The organism is Pseudomonas sp. MPR-R2A5, assembly GCF_058793055.1.
This window is the reverse complement of record NZ_JBXAFK010000029.1, coordinates 78,503-95,320: the sequence shown is the minus strand read 5'-3', so window position 1 is coordinate 95,320 and position 16,818 is coordinate 78,503. Positions and strand designations below refer to the sequence as shown.

Genomic DNA, 16,818 nt, shown 5'->3' with positions numbered 1-16,818 from the left:
ACAGATCCAAATGTGGGAGGGGCGGTGCGACGATTCGACTTGCCCCCGATGGCGCCGGGTCAGTTAACCAATAAGTGACTGACACTCCCTCATCGGGGGCAAGCCCCCTCCCACATTTTTTATCGAGTACACCAGGCACAACTCCGATCGCCGCGACAGCACTTAGCTCAAACCGTGCGGGAGAACTGGCCTTTGTGTGCGCCGCCGAGGTAGGCGTCGAAGGCCATGGCTACGCTGCGCACCATCAATTGGCCCTTGGGCAACAGTTGCAGTGCATCGTGCTGGATCAGCAACAGCCCATCTTCCACCTGCTCATCCAGTTGTGTCATGGCCTCGGCAAAATACTCGTTGAACCGAATGCCATGGGCGGCTTCGACCCGGGCGAAATCGACGCGGCCGTCACACATCAGGCCATTGATCACCTCGCGGCGCAGCACGTCATCGGGGTTGAGCCGATAACCGCGCTGTACCGGGAGCATGCCCGCATCGATTCGCGCGTAGTACTGGGACAGTTCCTTGACGCTCTGGCTGTAGCTGTCACCCACCTTGCCGATGGCGGATACACCCAGGCCGATCAGGTCGCAATCGGCATGGGTGGAGTAGCCCTGGAAGTTGCGTTGCAGGCTGCCATTGGCGCGGGCCAATGCCAGCTCATCGTCGGGCAAGGCAAAATGGTCCATGCCGATGTAGACGTAACCGGCCTCGGTAAGGCGGCGGATGGTCAGTTCCAACAGTTCCAGCTTGCGCGTCGGGGGTGGCATGTCTTCGGGGCGGATCATGCGCTGGGCGCGGATCTGGCTGGGCAGGTGCGCGTAGCTGTAGGCCGCCACCCGGTCAGGGCGCAGGGCGATCAGTTTGCTCAGGGTCACATCGAAACTGGCCACGGTTTGCAGGGGCAAGCCGTAGATCAGGTCGACACTCACGGACTTGAAGCGCGCCTCGCGGGCCGCCGCCACCAGTTGCACGATCTGCGCTTCGCTTTGCTGGCGATTGACCGCTGCCTGCACGTCGGGGTCGAAGTCCTGAACGCCGAAGCTCAGGCGATTGAAACCCAGGCGACGCAGGGTGTCGATCCGTTCGACGCTGATGGTGCGTGGGTCCACCTCTATGGAGAACTCATGGGCGTCACTGTCATCCAGGGTGAAATGTTGCCCCAGGCAGTCCATCAGCTCAGCCAGTTGCGCGTCGTCCAGGTAGGTCGGCGTACCGCCCCCCAGGTGCAACTGGGTCAAGCGCCGGGAGCGCTCGAACAACGCGCCTTGCATCTGGATCTCGCGCTTGAGGTAGCCCAGGTACTCCACGGCGCGGTGGGTCTTGCGCGTGATGATCTTGTGGCAGCCGCAGTAGTAGCAAAGGCTCTGGCAGAACGGGATATGGATATACACCGATAACGCCTTGGGCGCGGCCACCCGGTGGCTGGCGCGCACCGCCTGGTGATAGTCATCCAGGGCAAAGGCACTGTTGAATTGCGGTGCGGTGGGGTACGAGGTGTAGCGCGGCCCGGGTCGGTCGTATTTGTGTACCAGGGCGCGGTCGAATTCAAAGGCTGTCATGGTCGATCACCTCGTCGTTGGCACTGACCGGGGTAGCGAGCACGGCGCGTTCGAACAAGGCGCAGATGCCATCCACGTGCGGCAGGCCGGCCGGCAGCAGCCAAATGAATGTCGGCGACAGCTCGATCAGGCCGTCGCGGTGCAAGGCTTCCAGCAACGGCCACAGGTTGGCGAAATAGCGCGCGAACACCAGGCCGTAGCGATGCTCCACCGCGCGGATATCCAACTCAAGGTCACAGGCCAGGCGTTCGGCGACGTGCAGGCGCACCGGGTCGGCGGTCTCGCGAAACCAGCCGCGGCTTGTGGCGAGCTGGCCATTACCCAACTGTTCGCGGTACTGGCGAGGATCGGTGGTGTTCTGCGCACACAAGGTGTCGATCTGGCTGATGGCGCCCAGGCCGAAACCGACGTGGTCGCAATAACCGTGCAGGGTAAAACCTTCGCAGTTACGGCTCAGGCGCCCGCGCTCCTGGGCCTGCTTGAGGTCATCGTCGGCGCGGGCGAACTGGCCCAGGCCGATGTAGTGATAGCCCGCGGCGGCCAGGTGCTCAAAGCTGCTGCGGCGCATGGCGCTCTTGTCTGCCTCGCTGCAGAACGGCTGGAGGCGCTGGGCTTGATAGCGTGAAGGCGCGTGGGCGTAATCGAACACCTGCAAACGGTCCGGCTCCAGGGTGATCAGGCTGGCGAGTTTCTGCTCGAAACTCGCCGGGGTCTGCCAGGCATGCCCATAACCGAGGTCGATGTTGACCGAGCGAAAACCGAAGGTGCGCGCCGCATCGACCAACGATTCGATGGGCGCCGGGTCCTGGTACCGCGCCTGGGGCAAAGGCCCTTCGCGATTGGCGTCCGGCACGCCGATGCTGGCGTGGTTGAAGCCCAGCTCGCGCAGCAGGCCCATGGTGGCCCAGTCCATGTGCCAAGGGTCGAGGTCGATGCGGTAGTCACCCCGGTCGTGGTCGAGGAAGTTGAAGCGCTCATGCAACTGCGCCATCAACGCTTGCAACTGCACCAGCGCCGGCGTGGTGCCGCGCAGGTGAAAGTGATCAACCGGCTGGCGCGCGCCGAGCTGGCAACCCATCAGTTGGATTTCCTGGGTCAGGCTGTGCAGGTAGTCATCGCCGAGGTCGCTCGCCGGCCAGTGCAGGTTCAACGCCAGCGGCCGTTGGCGCTGGCGGCTGTCACGCAAGGCGCGCAACAGGTCCAGGGAGCCGACACCGGCATGGAAGCGCCGAGTGTCCGTCTGGCAGGCCAGGTCCAACACGCCTTGATCGTGACGAAAGCGGGAGGGATGAAGGTGGGTGCGCATGACAGACTCCGGTACGGGCGACGGTGAGCCATTGTCCGGTGCGACCTGGTTGCGCACCTTGATATGCATCAAGGTCGCAGGCCCGTACGTCTACCAGCTCAGGTAAAACATACTCTTGGCCAGCAGCACGATCGCGACCATGTGCGCGAACAGGCTCAGATGCACCCCGCGGCTATAGCGCGCACTGACGGTGCCCAGGCGCATCCGCGCCATCGTCACCAGAAAGTGCAGGAGCACACTGGCGGCCAGGATCAGCTTGAGGGTCAGCAATGTGCCAAAGGCAGACGCCAACGGTGCCGACAGCACTGGCAGGTAACGCAGCCAGACCATGCCGAGCCCGGCACCGAACAGCACCAAGAGCACCCACGGCATCAACACCCGGGCGCGCCGGGCGACACCCTGCTCCACCAGCACCATCACCCGAATCGGCAGGTGCCGGTGCAGGTGCCCCAGGATCAGCACCTCGAAAAACACCGTGCCGATAAAGATCAGCGCGGCGAACAGGTGGGCCAATAGCAACAGGAGGTAAAGCATGGAGGCCTCGCAGAGGGACCGGCCGTGGGGAGCCCAGTGTGCGCGAGGGTGAATGACACGGCCTTGATACCGATCAAGCGTTGCGCCTGCGTGCCGCCCCCGCCTACATCAGCGGGATGCTGTAGCTGACGATCAGGCGCGTCTCATCCTTGTCGGGTGTGTCATTGCCGCGCAATACCGCGCTGCGCCAGGTCAGGCCAAGGCCTTTGAACGTCCCCACGGGGATCACGTAGTCGACGCGCAAATCGCGCTCCCACTCACTGTTGTCGCGACGCGCCGCGCGGATGTTGCTGCCGTGGATATAGGTCACGCTCGACTTCAGCCCCGGAATGCCCAGGCCGGTAAAGTCGTAGGTGTAGTTGCCCACCGTGGCCTGTTCGCCGGCATTGACGAACTTCAGCGACTGGGCGTTGGTGATCAGGTACAGCGAACGGCCCTGGCCCTGGTTGATGTGGGGAAAATCACTTTCGCCAGTGGTCTTTTGATAGCCCAGGCCCACGGAGTGCCCGTGCAAGCCATAGGTCAACATTGCGCTCCACAGGCGGTTGTCGACCTTGCCGGAATTGACGCCCGCCCCGTAGTACCCCGAACTGACATAGCCTTCGCCACGCCCGGCGGCGCTGGCATTCTTGCCGTCGGCCGTGCTGTAGAAATAGCGCAGGTCGGTCTTGAGCTGCCCCACCGGCAACTGCCAGTTATGGATCAGGCCCAGGAAGTGCTGCTGGTAAAAGTTCTCCAGGCTGGCGTAGTAGTACTGCACTTGCAGTTGTTTGCTGACGGCGTAATCCGCCCCGCCGTAGTAGAACTGGTTGCTGAACTTGCCCTTGGCCGGGTCATTGGCCCCGGCGATGGACATGCCCTGGCCGTTGCTGGAGTTGCGGTCCAGCACCTGCTCCATTTTACCGGCGACCAGGTTGAAGTCCTTGAGGTCCTTGGAGTCGACCTGATAGCCACGGAAGGTCTGCGGCAACAGCCGGCCGTCTTCGGTCGTCAGCACGGGCAACTTGGGCAGCAGCGTGCCGGCCTTGAACTGGGTCTGTGAGATACGCATCTTGCCGGTGGCGCCGGTCTTGCTGAAGTCGTTGGCGGCCTTGCCATCGGACAGTGGGAATACGCTGCCGGGGGTGTTGTCTTCACCGGCCTTGCCGGCGCGGCCCGAGGCATCCAGGCGCAGGCCGTACATGGCTTGCAGGTCAAGGCCCAAGCCTACTGGCCCGTCGGTAAAACCGGACTGGTAGTTGAACATGAACGCCTGGCCCCACTCCTTATCGGAGGGCGCCTTGGCGTTACGGGTGTCCTGGTTGTAATAGAAGTTGCGCAGGTCGAGGGTGGCTTTGCTGTCATCGATAAAACCCGATGCAGCAGCCTGTTGCGCCGCGCCGAGGGAAACGGCGAGCGCCAGGCAAGTGGTGTGTTTCATGAAGGCTCCGGGAAGTCATTGAGGCAACCCCGTCACAGCCCAACCCTGTTCTTTGTCGCTCGGGCGGTGCTGCATCCAACGGGTGCGCGCACGGTATAGCGTTGGGCGGCGGGGAAATAGCCGCTAAAACCGTCAATCACTTTTTCCGTTTACGTAACAATCCAACCCTCCCGCATTGATCGAGCCCCCGCCTGAAGCCAGTGGCGCCCTGGCAGGCCGGGCCCGCTCCTCAGGGCACCGGCAACCACGCGCTGAAACCCTTCGGCGACATCAGCGGGCACCAGGCAAAGTCCCACGGCAGGGGCGCCAGCGCGGGCGCTTCGCAGCCGGCGTGCGCGGAGCCTTTGCAGTCGAACACGCGCACGCCTTGCCAGCCCAGGACCACGCCCTGGGCCTGGCTGTCATCCGTGTTGATCCAGCACGCCGCAGCCGCCGCCATGAAGGTTTCGATGGGCTCTTCGTCAATCTGCCCGCGGTACGCCGAACCCAGCAGCCAGCGGCAGACATTCAGGTGCCACGTCCAGTCCTGGGGAGGCTGGTTGTGATACGCCCAGGTCATGAAGCTGCGAAACAGGTTCAGCCCCTCCGGCGGGTCGAGCTTGAGCAGCGCAGGGCAGATGTCGAACACGGTGTGCCAATACGGCAACAGGCGTGCATCCAGGTGCACGAAACAGCGGGCATTGCTTGGGTATTCAGGCCGCAAGGGTTCAGCACGCAGGCGACGCGATGCCTTGCTGACCAGGCGGCTGGCGCCTGCAGGCAGGTGATGATTCATGAAACGCACTCACAGTCGTGACGATCGAACGCCCCCTGTTCACAGGAGGCCCAAGGCATACGTCAGAAGGCGGGAGAGGCGCGGGGGTTGGCCGAGGGCCAGGAATAACGCGGCGGCGCCTTGTTGCGCCGCTCATGGGCCGGGCGCGGGGCTTGCCCGAGGCCCAGTAGCCAGGCGAGGCCGATCAGGAACACCAGGGCGACGGTGACAGCGTTGCACACCGGGCAGGCAAAGTAGTTCGAGATGTTGCTGGAAGACGGCGCGCCCAGCCCTTTGTCGGAAAGTGGCGCCGGTTTGCCGTCCACCCCACAGAACGCGCCACCGACCCCATTGAGCTGCTGGCCCATCATCTGGCCATGGCCCAAACCGCACGCGAACAGGTTCATCAGCACGCAGAAGTACAGGGTCCAGACAATCAGGGAACGGTCGGGGCGGCTCAATTTCATGGCGGCGACTCTACCACCAGAGCCGCAAAAGGATGAAGCGCGGCGTGCCCCTGTGGCAGAACGTCGCAGATTACGCGGGCTGGCCAGGGTTGGTAGACTTGGCGCCCTCCTCGTTTACTCCTATTCAAAGCCTGCCGAGTTGACTTCGCGCAATGCGGGCGTTTCACAGGATGCACCGTTGATGAGTACGTTATTCACCCGCCGCAAGGTCCTGACCGGCATGGGCCTGTTGGGTCTGGGCCTGCTGGCCGGTTGTGACAACAGCCCCAAGTTGAACTTCAAGTACGGCAAGGACTTGAGCGACAAGATCATGGGCCGCACCTTCAAGCTCAAGAACACCGAGGGCGACACCGTCACCCTCAGTTCCTACCGTGGCCTGATGCCGGTGGTGTTCTTCGGTTTCACCCAGTGCCCGGCCGTGTGCCCGACCACCCTCGCCCGCGCCGCCCAGGCCAAGAAGCTGATGGGCCGCGACGGCGAGATCATGCAGGTGATCTTCATCACCCTCGACCCGGAACGCGACACGCCCGAGATTCTCGACAAATACGTCAAGGCCTTCGACCCCAGCTTCGAAGCGCTCTACGGCACCCCGGAAGAAATCGCCGTGGCCGCCAAGGAGTTCGGGATTTTTTATGAAAAGATCCCGGCCGGCGACACCTACACCCTGTCCCACACGGCCACCAGTTTCGTGTTCGATACCCGTGGCAACCTGCGCCTGGGCCTGCAGGCATCCCTTACCGCTAAAGAGTGCGCAGAAGACCTGCTCACCGTCATGGAGGTCTGCTAATGACTGCCGTTCAACACCTCAAGCGCTTCACCTTTGGCCTGACCCTGCTGGGCCTCGCCGCCCATGCCAGCGCCCAGGTGCAAGTCACCGACGCCTGGGTACGCGCCACCGTGCCGGGCCAACCGGCCAGCGGCGCGTTCATGACCGTGACCGCCGACAGCGACAGCAAGCTGCTCAGCGTGGCCTCGCCGGTGGCCAAGGACGTGCAGATCCATGAGATGAGCATGAAGGACGACGTGATGCGCATGGGCCCGGTGGACTCGGTGGCCCTGCCGGCGGGCCAGGCGGTCAAGCTCGACCCGGACGGTTACCACGTGATGCTGATGGGCCTGACCGGGCAGATCAAGGAAGGCGACCAGGTGCCGCTGACCTTGACGGTGCAGAATGCCAAGGGCGAGAAGCAGACCGTCGAGGTCCAGGCCAAGGCGCGTGGGCTGGATGGCATGGACCATAGCAAGATGCATTGATGGGTTCAGCGGGGTCCATCCGGCTTAGCGCACCTCGCAATCAACGTTATTCGATTTGCTGGCGTTGGCCGTGGAGCCCTGCGACCCCGTGGATGGGTTGAATGCGGGCGGTAGGGTGAACGAAATACCGGGGTTATTCGGCAAGACCGCAGGAGGTTCCCTAAAGCTCGACGTGAACCCGAACTGGCCAGCCTTGAAACCCTGCGTACCGCCCTCGTTAGTCAAATTGATCAGACCGTCGAGCACGTGCACGTATAAACCGGGTGGCAGCACTGACGTAGCCTTTTGCACCACTGCCGCAAGCGATGCCTTTCCTTGCGCCGCCCATGACTCGACCGATGCCAGCACATTGGCCAGGCGATAAACATAGCGCGCCGAAACCGCAGCGACGAAGGCGCTGTAAGAGTCGTCAGCGTGTCCGGCCGACGCGGCCAACCCCATGGCCAGGCTTTTCACCCGCGACGAAGCTCGCGTCGCCACCCCTGCCGTCGGCTGGTAATACACCTCCACGCTGGCCGATTGCAGGTTGATACGGCCTCGGGGCGTCATCAACGTCGAGCGATCCTGGCTGCGCTTACCGAGCAACCCACTGTCCGAGCGTAACCCGCCCTGTTTCAGGGTGAACACCGCCGCATCGGCGCCAGGCACATTCACGTCGTAGGCAAACGCGTCCACGCTGAGCACGGTACCCGGTTGCAGGGTCAACAGGCTGTCATCGCGCAGGCGCACTTGCGCATAGCCCTTGCCCTGGGTCGACAAGGTATCGCCGACTTCCACCAACGACTGCTCACCCAGTACGCGCAGGCTGCCGTCGAGCTTCTTGACGAACAACGGCCCGCTCAGATGCGTCACCACACCGGCCTGCGGGGCGGCCTGAACCCAGGTCGCTGCACTCAGCAGCGCCAGCAACAGCCACGCGTTAATTGCAGTACAGCTTTTTAGCGGGTTCATGTTTATTGCCCTGATCAGTGGAAGCGTCTGTATTGCCTTCCGCCTTGTTAGCGGGTACTGAGGGGCCCCGGCTTTTTTCAGCCGGAATACCGGAGGAGACAGTATCCATAACGCTGGAGGACGACCGGTTCACGGTCTTGATGACCTCATTCGTTGCCATTTGCACCGGGTTGTTCGGCTCTCTCGCCGTGGGTGGCGACAGCACCTGGCACAACGCCGAGTTCGGCGCCAACGTACAAATATCGGCGCTGGGCGGCACTGTGACAGGCTTCGGGGGCTCGACAGGCGGCCGGTCGACGTCAGTGATCGTCAAGCGCCCGCCAGCGGTGGGCACGCCCTCGGTAAACACCCGCCCGCTGCCGCTGGCCGTGCCGGCGCCGTCATGGTTGGCGGCCAGGGTGATATCTCCGCTGAACCGGATCAGCGAATTGACATGAATGTCGTTACCCGCCTGCGCCGTGAGGCCGACACCGCTGTTGGTGTTGTTGACCCCCGTGTAGAACGTGATGTCGTGGGTGGCTTGCAACAACACATTGGAGGTCGCGTTGGACAGCAGGTCGGCATCGATTTCACTGTCGGCGCCCGGTGCATTGGCGAAAGCCGACACATCGCCCAGTGAAGCCGAAGGGCCGGACAGGAACGAGGTAACCAGGATATTCGCCGGGTCCAGCTGCCAGAAGCCCGCCGTGCCGAGGGCCGCACGTGTGTCGACCCGCGCGCCGGCCACATCCAGGAAATGCCCGGACGTCTCGACAAGGCCGCCGTTGCCCGAGGCCGCGCCGCCGCGAGCCGACAGCGTGCCATAGACCCGCGTCGTGTCATTGCCCCATACGATGATCTTGCCGCCATCGCCGCTGGCCAGGGCGTCGGCGGAAATCCGCGCGTCCTGGCTCACATAACTGTGTTTGGCGTTCAGGATGGCCGGATTCTTGCCTTGGTAGTCACCGCCAATCAGCACACGGCCACCGCCGCGCTGGCCGCTGGCATCGATGCGCGCATTGCCCATCACACCGACCTGCTCGCCCAGCACGTGTATGTCACCACCACCCCCGACGCCCGTGGCGGTGGTGCTGCTACCGGCTTCGAGCAAGGTGGTACGGCTGGACTTGAGCACCACCTTGCCGTTGGCGCCGACCACGGCACTGTTGGCGTTCAGCGTGCCGCGCTGGTTGACCAGTGCACCGTAGATACCGATGGTGCCGCCTTGGGCAATCACGGTGCCCAGGTTCAGCGCCTGGTCCTTATCCGCCGACACCACCACGTGCATGCCCGGATTAGTGGAGTCCACCAACTGCACCGAGTGCCCCGCCGCCAGCACCGTCTCGCCCTGGGGCGTGGTGATGATGCCGGTGTTGTTCACATCCGGCGCGATCAGGTACACCTGGCCCCCCGACGGCGTGGTAATCGCGCCCTGGTTGCTGACCTGGCCAGCCGGCCCGTCAGCGGAGAAACGCCGGTTGCCCGAGAGGAAGTCCGCGTTGGAAATCGCCAGGCTCGACGCCACCAGGCCGCCGACATCGATCTGCGCCCCGGCACCGAACACGATGCCGTTGGGGTTGATCAGAAACACCCGCCCGTTGGACTGCAAGGTACCGAGGATCACGCTGGGGTCCTGGCCGGTGATACGGTTGAGCACGCTGCTGTTGCTGCTCTGTTGTACAAACCGCACCAGCTCGCCCTGGGCGATGGAGAAGCTCGACCAGTTGATGATTGCATTGGGGCTGTTGGTGACGGTCAGGGTGTTGCCATCCTGGGTAAACGTCACCTGGCCGTTGACGATCACCGGGTTGACCGGGGCCGCCATCGCACTGGTGGCCATCGCCATCGCCAGGGACAGCGCCATCAAGGTAGGTTTGATTGTCATGGCACCCTCAAAAGGCCAGGCTGAGACGGACGTGCAGGCGATCATCGCCGCGCTGGGTATCACTGGCTTCGGCGTGCAAGGCATGGCCGTAATCCATTTGCAGATTGAGGTTGCGTCGGTAGATCAGGCGCACACCCAGGCCTGCGCTGCTCAGGCTGATGTGTTCGAACTCACCGGGCAGCGCGTTGTTACGCGTCAGGTAGCCGGCGTCGTAGAACGCCAGGGCGCGGCACTGCCAACTGCCCCCCAGGCACAACGGCGGCGTGTAGGCTTCGAGGTTGCCGACCACACCCGAGTCGTTGCTCACCTCGCGCTCACGGAAGCCACGCACCGACGCCGCGCCGCCGGCGCCAAATTGCTCGCCGGGCACCAGGGCATCCTTGGTGTACTGGCCGTTCAACGCCGCGCGCAACTGCCAGGCGGCCGGCAGGATCTGCGTGAGGCTCGTGGCAAAGCGCAATGCCGTGTAGTCATCCCGTGCATGGGCACGCGCCAGGTCGAAATCACTCTGTTGGCCCTTGGACCCGCCGGGGATGTTGTGCAACAGCGACAGGCCGATATTCGCGTCGCCATCCAGGCGCACCCAGGTGCCTTGGTAACCCAGGCTGAGGGGGTGCACGGTGATGTCGTTGCCCAGTTGCACATCGAACAGCTCCAGGCTGCTTTTATAGGCCTTGTAGTCGATGCCATAGACCAGCTTGGATTGGTAATTACCCACCGTCGCCAGGTTGTGGTTGTAGCGCGTGCCGAAGATCGTGCCGCGGCCGCTGACGGCCAGGTCGAAGATGCCCGCCGTCACCGTACCGCTGTCGACATCCGAGTAACTGGTGAAAAAGTCCAGGGAGTCGCCCAGCGCATACAGCGGCAGGTGGTAGCCCAGGCCGTAGACACTGACACGCTCGGGCTTCTCCACGGTGGTGGTGTATTGCAGGCTCATCACCTGGTCGCGCCCGAACATATTGGCGTTCTGCAACACGGCACCGACGTAGGTGCGCCCGGTTTCCTTGGAGCCACTGTTGTCCAGGTTCAGCGCAGCGCTCCATGGCGACTCATCGCTGACTTGCACGTCGGCGTCCACCGTATCGGCGGCCGCGCCAGTCTTGAGCTTCATCACGGTCTGCTTGGCCGGGTTTTCGTTGGCCAGCTTGAGGCTCTTGGACACCGCCGCCAGGTCAGGCGAGGAGCCCTCTTGCAGCGCCGACAGCGACTGGCGCACGTTGGCCGTGCTGAAATGCTGGTTGCCGGCGACCGTCACCTGGCCAATCCGCACTTGCACCACGTCCAGCACCACCACACCACCGTTCAACTCCTGCTCAGGCAGGTCGATGCGCACCAGTGGATAGCCTTGTCGGTGGAAGACGTCTTCAAGCGCCTCCTGGGCCTTGGCCACATCGCTGAAATCGCGCTGGGCCCCCACGAACGGCGCCACACTCTGCGCCAGTGCGTCGGCGGGCAGCAGCGTATTACCGCGCATCTCAAAGCGGGTGATATCGAAGCGTGGCGACAACGGCTCGCTATCAGCGGCCACTGCGAACGAGGTGCACACCGCGAATAAGGCGGGCACCAGCAACAGCATGAAACGGTCAATCATGGGTTGGCCCTTAGGCAGCGTGAGGTTTAAACGTCTTACGCTGCGTTAAGTGCCAGCAGGGGGTGGGCCCCGGCGCAGAGTGTAGCCACTACATTGCCACTGCGATAGAGAGTCCCCATGTTTTCGAGGGATTTGCAGGCTTAATCCACAATAAACAGCTTGGCCCCAGTGGCGGTGGATGAACGATGCCCTTCCATGTCATTGCCCACCTGGTAACTCATCCCGGCCGTCAGCGTGAACTGGCGGCCGTCTTCCAACTCCGTGTGCAACTCGCCTTCGAGGCACAGCAGCACATGCCCGCGCCAGCACCAGTGATCGGCCAGGTAGCCGGGGCTGTATTCGACCCAGCGCACGCGGGTGGTGCCGAAGTGGCGGGTGCGCCATACCGCATTGCCGGTAACACCGGGGTGAAGTTCGGGTTCGACAGTGGACCAGTCGGTGGTGCCAAACGGGACAGCAGTGAGTTCCATGGTGGGCTCGGTCGTCAGTTAACGTGGCTCGACCCTATCCAACTGACACCCGGCGCGATAGACACAGATCGCGGGCTTTTGTGGGATACAGGCGCGGGTACTTGTCATCCCGCCGCGCCGGTTTGCTTGGATGCACGCCAACTGCAACCCCGATGGCGAGTGGTAGACCGCCTGGTCCTGCCCCCACGTAACTTCATGCATTTTCATTGCCCGACCGGGTGAATGAGTAACGGTCGATATCGGTACGTAATTGCCAGCCCTGGCCTTGCCAATACTGGGCCGCAGGGGTGTTGGTCTTGAATACATCCAGGTGGCATTTGTGGATGCCCAGTGCCTCCAGTGCGTTGAGGCAGCGCTGGGTCAACGCCTGCGCGATGCCCTGGCGTCGATAAGCCGGCAGCACCAGCAGATGTTGCAGGTAACCGCGACGCCCATCATGGCCGCACATCACACAGCCGATCAACCGGCCTTCATGTTCAGCGACAAAGCTCAGCCCGGGGTTGCGCGCCAGATAGCGCTCGGTGGCCTCGCGGGAGTCGGCCTCACGCAGGGAGATGCCGGGCGTGTCTTGCATCAACGCAAGGACGGCGGCGTAGTCGGAGGGCGTCATGGTGCGGATGGTGTGCATGGTGCGAAACCTTTTGGGATCGGGCGTGCTCATGATGGCGACAGGTGAGATAGGACGCTACCGGCTGGAATGAACCCTTTCGAGCGGATACCGCCCTCCCCGGACAACAATACCGATGGCCGGGCACGGTGCTGAAAGGTCGGCTTTCGGCCTTTTCAGCTCAGGCAGTCATGGCTCAGCATCAACCCGCACAAATCTTCTAAACGTCCTGTTCAAAAGCACGGTAATTTAGTCGCCCGCACAGTTCAAAGCTGAACCCTACATCTGGAGCCTTCCGTGGATAAACGCAACTGGATTGAGCTGTCCCAGGATGCCGATACCGGGATTGAATCGATTCGTGCCCATTTTCAGGGGCATGCCTACGATCCGCACTGGCATGACAGTTTTCTGGTGGGGGTCACCGAACAAGGGGTGCAGCAGTTCAATTGCCGACGCGTGCGCCATCTTAGTACGCCGGGCAAGGTATTCATGCTGGAGCCGGGGGAAATCCACGATGGGCATGCGCCGACCGAGGAAGGGTTTACCTATTCCATGCTCTACCTTGATCCGCACTGGCTTGAACGGGAGTTGCATGGGTTGTTCGAGCACACGCCAGCCAACAGTCAACCGGGCTTTGCCGACACCCTGAGCCAGGAGCCGGGCTTGGCCACTGCCGTTTATCAAGCCTTCCACGTGCTCCATGAGGGTGACTTGCGCATCGTGCGCCAGAGCGCCATCGATACCTTGTTGGGGTCGCTCACTTGCCACCTTGATTGGCGCAAGCGGCGGGCCTTCGACCCGCGTCTGCCGTTGGTGGCCCAGGTCGCGCGTGACTATCTGCATGCCCATGTCTACGAGGACATTGGGCTGGATGATCTGGCTCAAGCCTGTGGGGTTGATCGCTTTCGCCTGACGCGGGCCTTCAAGGCAGCCTTTGGGCTGGCGCCTCATGCTTATCTGATCCAGCTGCGTCTGGCCAAGGCTCGGCAGCTGCTGGCGCGGGGCGAGTCGCCGGCGCAGGTGGCCAGTGCGCTCGGATTCTCCGATCAAAGCCATATGGGGCGCTGGTTCCGCCGTGCCTACCAGCTCACGCCAGCGGACTACCGTAAGCGCTGCTCAAACCTTCCAGACTGAATCCAGCCGACCCGCGACCATGGGCTCCTATCTGATCAAGGAGTCCATGCCATGTCTTTTCCGCTGTTCTTTTCTGCGTCTTCGATGCGTCCTCAGGGAGCCTGAGCCATGGAGTCGCTGCTGCCTTTCCTGCTGTTTGCGTTCGTGGCCTCGATCACCCCGGGGCCAACCAATATTCTGGTGCTGAGCCACAGTTCGCGGTGGGGGCTGGGCGCTACGCTGCCGATCATTTTTGGCGCATGCGTGGCGGCGGCGCTGATTGTGTTTGCAGTCGGGCTTGGCGTGGGCGAGACGCTGCTGCGGTTTCCCCGCGTGCAACAGACGATGGCCTGGGCCGGGGTGCTCTGGTTGAGTTGGCTGGCCTGGCAGATCTTTCAAAGCGCGCCGCCGTCCCTGAACCCGCCCCCGCGCGACGAGGGCCTGAGCGTGTTCGGTGCCGCCACCCTGCAATTGCTCAACCCCAAAGTCTGGATGATGGCGGTGGCGGTGACGAGCGTGTTTGCCGGTGGCGGCGACAAGACCATGCGGCTGCTGGTGTTGTCGCTGGTGTTTCTGTCGGTATCCTTGCCGTGCATGACCCTGTGGGCATTGCTCGGCGTAGGCAGTGCTCGGTTTTTTGGTTCACCACAGGCGTTCAAACGCGTGAACTATGCACTGGCTTTTTTGCTGCTGGTGTCGGCCTGGTTGACGGTGCTGGTGTAGGTCCAGAAATGGGGACGGATCTGTTTTCTCTCCTTGGCTGCCTTCTCGGGAGTTGCCGAACAATCATCGCCTGGCAACCCTCCTGAAGGTACAAAACGTTTGGAGCGGGTAGAGAAAGCGCTGTATTGACAGAATGCCCACACAGCCAGATATTTGATGACTTTTGAGCACCAATAAATCATGAGTTTCGACGGTCGCATGCTCGCTAACATCAGTGTTCTGGCTGCCATCGTGCATAGCGGCAGCTTTGCGCGGGCTGCCGAAGCTTTAGGCATGTCGCCCTCAGGGGTCAGCCGTGCGGTGACTCGCCTGGAATCGAGTATTGGCATTCGCTTGTTTGACCGGACGACGCGCTCAGTCACCCTGACAGATGAAGGTCGGCAGCTCTACGCGCAAATCAGCCCCCTGCTGGCTGGCATTGGTGATGCCGTCACGCTCGCGACCGGCGCATCCACGGCGGTGCAAGGGCGTTTGCGGGTCAATGTCGATGCATTCTTTGCAGGCCGAATGCTCGCGCCTCACATCGACAAGTTTTTGCAGCGCCATCCTAACCTTGAACTCGAACTCACCGTCCGCGATCAGCTCGGCGACCTGGTCGCCGAAGGTTTCGATATCGCGGTGCGGTTCGGTCAGCCACCTTCATCATCGTTGGTGGCCCGCAGGCTGCTCGACACGCGAACGGTCACCGTGGCCTCCCCTGACTACCTCAAGCGACGTGGCCGCCCAAATACACCTGGCGATCTGGCAGGACACTCATGTATCCAGATGAAAAGCGCCATGACGGGCCTGCCATTGGATTGGGAGTATGGGTCGGCAGGCGAGAAGATCACCCTGCGTACCAGCGGCCGCTTGCTGGTGAATGAGTCCAGCACACTTATCGCGGCCTGCGTTGGCGGTGCAGGCGTGGCGCGGGTCAAGGCCAGTGGGGTCAAGGACCTGCTGGCCGACAACAGCCTGGTTGAGATACTTCAAGATTGGCAGGGGGAGAGCTTTCACCTGTACGCGCTCTACCCCTCTCGCCACCTGCCTCCTGCAAAGGTCAGCGCATTCATCGATTTCGTGACAGAGGTATTGGATCTGTCCGAACCTGCGGCGCACAGCTATCGGGCTCGTTCTACAACCCGAGTCAAGGCGGTTACAGACGTCGGTTGAGAATACGGAGGCCAGCCCGCCAATTCATGACTTAAGGTCATCACTCAGTTGACTCGATGGCTATTCTGTCATCATGCAGGCTTCGATAATCTGCCCCCGTCAGATCGCTACTGCACATGGATGTACGTAGATGCAGTGGCGCATCCCCTTCGGACTCATTGATGGCAGGTCAATCATGTACGCAATCACTGGAATCACCGGCAAGGTCGGCGGCGCACTTGCCCGTGCTCTGCTGGAAAACAAGCAACCCGTTCGCGCCGTGATGCGCGACGCTCACAAAACTGAATCGTGGGAAGCGTTCGGTTGCGAGATCGCCATTGCAGAAATGGACGACGCCGCCGCACTGACGCGGGCATTTGAAGGCGCCCAAGGTGTGTTCATCCTGCCACCGTCGGATTTTGATCCCGAACCGCACTTCCCCGAGGCCAAAGCGGTGATTGCGGCAGTGAGCGAGGCCATCGCAACGGCGCAGCCACAGCGAGTCGTCTGTCTTTCGACCATCGGTGCCCAAGCCGTGAACACCAACCTGCTTACCCAACGCACGCTCATGGAACAAGCCCTGAGCAAGCTTGATGTTCCCGTGACGTTCCTGCGCCCTGGTTGGTTCATGGAGAATGCCTTGTGGGATGTGGCCACGGCACGAGATGAGGGGGTGATCCACAGCTTCCTGCAACCACTCGATAAAACAGTGCCCATGATCGCAACAGCGGACGTCGGCCGGACGGCCGCTGCACTCATCCGGCAATCCTGGCACGGCCAGCGCATTGTCGAACTGGAGGGGCAGCACGTGAGCCCTGAAGACATTGCCGCTACATTCAGCCTGATACTGGGCCGTTCTGTTCAAGCTCAGGCAGTGCCGAGAGAGACTTGGGACAACCTCTTTCGCGCACAAGGGATGCAGCACCCGCTGGCTCGAATCCGCATGCTCGATGGTTTCAATGAGGGGTGGATCTCGTTTGAGGGCGGCAATATCGAACGAATTCAGGGCACTGTTTCGCTAGTTGCCGTGTTGACCCAGCTGGTGAACCTTGGCACTTGACCGTGACACTTATCTGATAT

At 62.3% G+C, this 16,818-nt stretch carries 17 protein-coding genes; 6 read left to right on the top strand and 11 right to left on the bottom strand.

The genetic code is table 11. The features are described 5' to 3' along the window. Positions 1-167: 167 nt before the first annotated feature. The 6 genes from hemN to AC1Q6I_RS20610 all read right to left on the bottom strand — a co-directional run bounded on the left by hemN (position 168) and on the right by AC1Q6I_RS20610 (position 6,034). Positions 168-1,553, bottom strand: a complete 1,386-nt coding sequence (gene hemN, locus AC1Q6I_RS20635) for an oxygen-independent coproporphyrinogen III oxidase (RefSeq protein WP_024074987.1) — start codon at positions 1,551-1,553, stop codon at positions 168-170. Then, on the bottom strand, positions 1,540-2,859 hold the full coding sequence (locus AC1Q6I_RS20630) for an oxygen-independent coproporphyrinogen III oxidase (protein WP_102624798.1): 1,320 nt from the start codon (positions 2,857-2,859) through the stop codon (positions 1,540-1,542). Before AC1Q6I_RS20630 ends, hemN begins: the two co-directional genes overlap by 14 nt. Before the next feature lie 90 nt (positions 2,860-2,949). After that, positions 2,950-3,393, bottom strand: a complete 444-nt coding sequence (locus tag AC1Q6I_RS20625; protein WP_024074985.1) for a membrane protein — start codon at positions 3,391-3,393, stop codon at positions 2,950-2,952. 103 nt (positions 3,394-3,496) lie between these two features. Continuing rightward, positions 3,497-4,813, bottom strand: a complete 1,317-nt coding sequence (locus tag AC1Q6I_RS20620; RefSeq protein WP_024074984.1) for an OprD family outer membrane porin — start codon at positions 4,811-4,813, stop codon at positions 3,497-3,499. Between the two features lie 229 nt (positions 4,814-5,042). Beyond that, a complete protein-coding gene (locus AC1Q6I_RS20615; protein ID WP_024074983.1) occupies positions 5,043-5,588 on the bottom strand; it encodes a putative natural product biosynthesis protein in 546 nt (181 codons plus the stop codon). A gap of 62 nt (positions 5,589-5,650) precedes the next feature. Then, positions 5,651-6,034, bottom strand: a complete 384-nt coding sequence (locus AC1Q6I_RS20610; RefSeq protein ID WP_102624776.1) for a DUF2946 domain-containing protein — start codon at positions 6,032-6,034, stop codon at positions 5,651-5,653. A gap of 181 nt (positions 6,035-6,215) precedes the next feature. Between AC1Q6I_RS20610 and AC1Q6I_RS20605 the strand changes: the two genes are divergently transcribed. Together AC1Q6I_RS20605 and AC1Q6I_RS20600 are read left to right on the top strand one after the other, a co-directional pair. After that, positions 6,216-6,821, top strand: coding sequence for an SCO family protein (locus tag AC1Q6I_RS20605; protein ID WP_024074981.1), 606 nt, complete (start codon positions 6,216-6,218; stop codon positions 6,819-6,821). Next, positions 6,821-7,288, top strand: a complete 468-nt coding sequence (locus AC1Q6I_RS20600) for a copper chaperone PCu(A)C (RefSeq protein WP_069076390.1) — start codon at positions 6,821-6,823, stop codon at positions 7,286-7,288. The genes AC1Q6I_RS20605 and AC1Q6I_RS20600 overlap by 1 nt, the downstream gene beginning before the upstream one ends. A gap of 24 nt (positions 7,289-7,312) precedes the next feature. Here AC1Q6I_RS20600 and AC1Q6I_RS20595 read toward each other — a convergent pair whose 3' ends face one another. The 5 genes from AC1Q6I_RS20595 to AC1Q6I_RS20575 all read right to left on the bottom strand — a co-directional run bounded on the left by AC1Q6I_RS20595 (position 7,313) and on the right by AC1Q6I_RS20575 (position 12,792). Then, entirely contained in the window at positions 7,313-8,239 is a 927-nt protein-coding gene (locus AC1Q6I_RS20595) for an iron dicitrate transport regulator FecR (protein ID WP_146015775.1), read from the bottom strand. Next, the gene (locus AC1Q6I_RS20590; protein ID WP_227496867.1) at positions 8,208-10,103 is read right to left on the bottom strand and encodes a two-partner secretion domain-containing protein; all 1,896 of its coding nucleotides are present in this window, start codon (positions 10,101-10,103) and stop codon (positions 8,208-8,210) included. The genes AC1Q6I_RS20595 and AC1Q6I_RS20590 overlap by 32 nt, the downstream gene beginning before the upstream one ends. A 7-nt stretch (positions 10,104-10,110) precedes the next feature. Next, positions 10,111-11,694 (bottom strand): ShlB/FhaC/HecB family hemolysin secretion/activation protein, encoded by a 1,584-nt coding sequence (locus tag AC1Q6I_RS20585; RefSeq protein WP_102624778.1) that lies wholly within the window; start codon positions 11,692-11,694, stop codon positions 10,111-10,113. Positions 11,695-11,834: 140 nt separating this feature from the next. After that, positions 11,835-12,164 carry a DHCW motif cupin fold protein gene (locus AC1Q6I_RS20580; protein ID WP_069076393.1) on the bottom strand — a complete coding sequence of 110 codons (330 nt, stop codon included), beginning with the start codon at positions 12,162-12,164 and terminating at the stop codon, positions 11,835-11,837. A gap of 193 nt (positions 12,165-12,357) precedes the next feature. Continuing rightward, positions 12,358-12,792, bottom strand: coding sequence for a GNAT family N-acetyltransferase (locus AC1Q6I_RS20575; RefSeq protein WP_102624779.1), 435 nt, complete (start codon positions 12,790-12,792; stop codon positions 12,358-12,360). A gap of 276 nt (positions 12,793-13,068) precedes the next feature. Between AC1Q6I_RS20575 and AC1Q6I_RS20570 the strand changes: the two genes are divergently transcribed. The 4 genes from AC1Q6I_RS20570 (at position 13,069) to AC1Q6I_RS20555 (ending at position 16,798) form a co-directional block, all read left to right on the top strand. Further along, positions 13,069-13,905, top strand: a complete 837-nt coding sequence (locus AC1Q6I_RS20570) for an AraC family transcriptional regulator (RefSeq protein ID WP_102624780.1) — start codon at positions 13,069-13,071, stop codon at positions 13,903-13,905. Between the two features lie 108 nt (positions 13,906-14,013). Further along, entirely contained in the window at positions 14,014-14,607 is a 594-nt protein-coding gene (locus AC1Q6I_RS20565) for a LysE family translocator (RefSeq protein ID WP_024074973.1), read from the top strand. Between the two features lie 180 nt (positions 14,608-14,787). After that, positions 14,788-15,759: a LysR family transcriptional regulator gene (locus tag AC1Q6I_RS20560; RefSeq protein ID WP_081329225.1), complete on the top strand. Its 972-nt coding sequence runs from the start codon at positions 14,788-14,790 to the stop codon at positions 15,757-15,759. A 175-nt stretch (positions 15,760-15,934) separates the two neighbouring features. After that, a complete protein-coding gene (locus AC1Q6I_RS20555) occupies positions 15,935-16,798 on the top strand; it encodes an NmrA family NAD(P)-binding protein (RefSeq protein WP_102624799.1) in 864 nt (287 codons plus the stop codon). Positions 16,799-16,818 lie beyond the last annotated feature (20 nt).

Coding starts and splice junctions, on each gene's coding strand:
- hemN (WP_024074987.1), bottom strand. CDS start 1,553: ATGACAGCCTTTGAATTCGACCGCGCCCTGGTACACAAATACGACCGA.
- AC1Q6I_RS20605 (WP_024074981.1), top strand. CDS start 6,216: ATGAGTACGTTATTCACCCGCCGCAAGGTCCTGACCGGCATGGGCCTG.
- AC1Q6I_RS20625 (WP_024074985.1), bottom strand. CDS start 3,393: ATGCTTTACCTCCTGTTGCTATTGGCCCACCTGTTCGCCGCGCTGATC.
- AC1Q6I_RS20600 (WP_069076390.1), top strand. CDS start 6,821: ATGACTGCCGTTCAACACCTCAAGCGCTTCACCTTTGGCCTGACCCTG.
- AC1Q6I_RS20590 (WP_227496867.1), bottom strand. CDS start 10,103: ATGACAATCAAACCTACCTTGATGGCGCTGTCCCTGGCGATGGCGATG.
- AC1Q6I_RS20560 (WP_081329225.1), top strand. CDS start 14,788: ATGAGTTTCGACGGTCGCATGCTCGCTAACATCAGTGTTCTGGCTGCC.
- AC1Q6I_RS20620 (WP_024074984.1), bottom strand. CDS start 4,813: ATGAAACACACCACTTGCCTGGCGCTCGCCGTTTCCCTCGGCGCGGCG.
- AC1Q6I_RS20580 (WP_069076393.1), bottom strand. CDS start 12,164: ATGGAACTCACTGCTGTCCCGTTTGGCACCACCGACTGGTCCACTGTC.
- AC1Q6I_RS20565 (WP_024074973.1), top strand. CDS start 14,014: ATGGAGTCGCTGCTGCCTTTCCTGCTGTTTGCGTTCGTGGCCTCGATC.
- AC1Q6I_RS20555 (WP_102624799.1), top strand. CDS start 15,935: ATGTACGCAATCACTGGAATCACCGGCAAGGTCGGCGGCGCACTTGCC.
- AC1Q6I_RS20630 (WP_102624798.1), bottom strand. CDS start 2,859: ATGCGCACCCACCTTCATCCCTCCCGCTTTCGTCACGATCAAGGCGTG.
- AC1Q6I_RS20575 (WP_102624779.1), bottom strand. CDS start 12,792: ATGCACACCATCCGCACCATGACGCCCTCCGACTACGCCGCCGTCCTT.
- AC1Q6I_RS20610 (WP_102624776.1), bottom strand. CDS start 6,034: ATGAAATTGAGCCGCCCCGACCGTTCCCTGATTGTCTGGACCCTGTAC.
- AC1Q6I_RS20585 (WP_102624778.1), bottom strand. CDS start 11,694: ATGATTGACCGTTTCATGCTGTTGCTGGTGCCCGCCTTATTCGCGGTG.
- AC1Q6I_RS20615 (WP_024074983.1), bottom strand. CDS start 5,588: ATGAATCATCACCTGCCTGCAGGCGCCAGCCGCCTGGTCAGCAAGGCA.
- AC1Q6I_RS20595 (WP_146015775.1), bottom strand. CDS start 8,239: ATGAACCCGCTAAAAAGCTGTACTGCAATTAACGCGTGGCTGTTGCTG.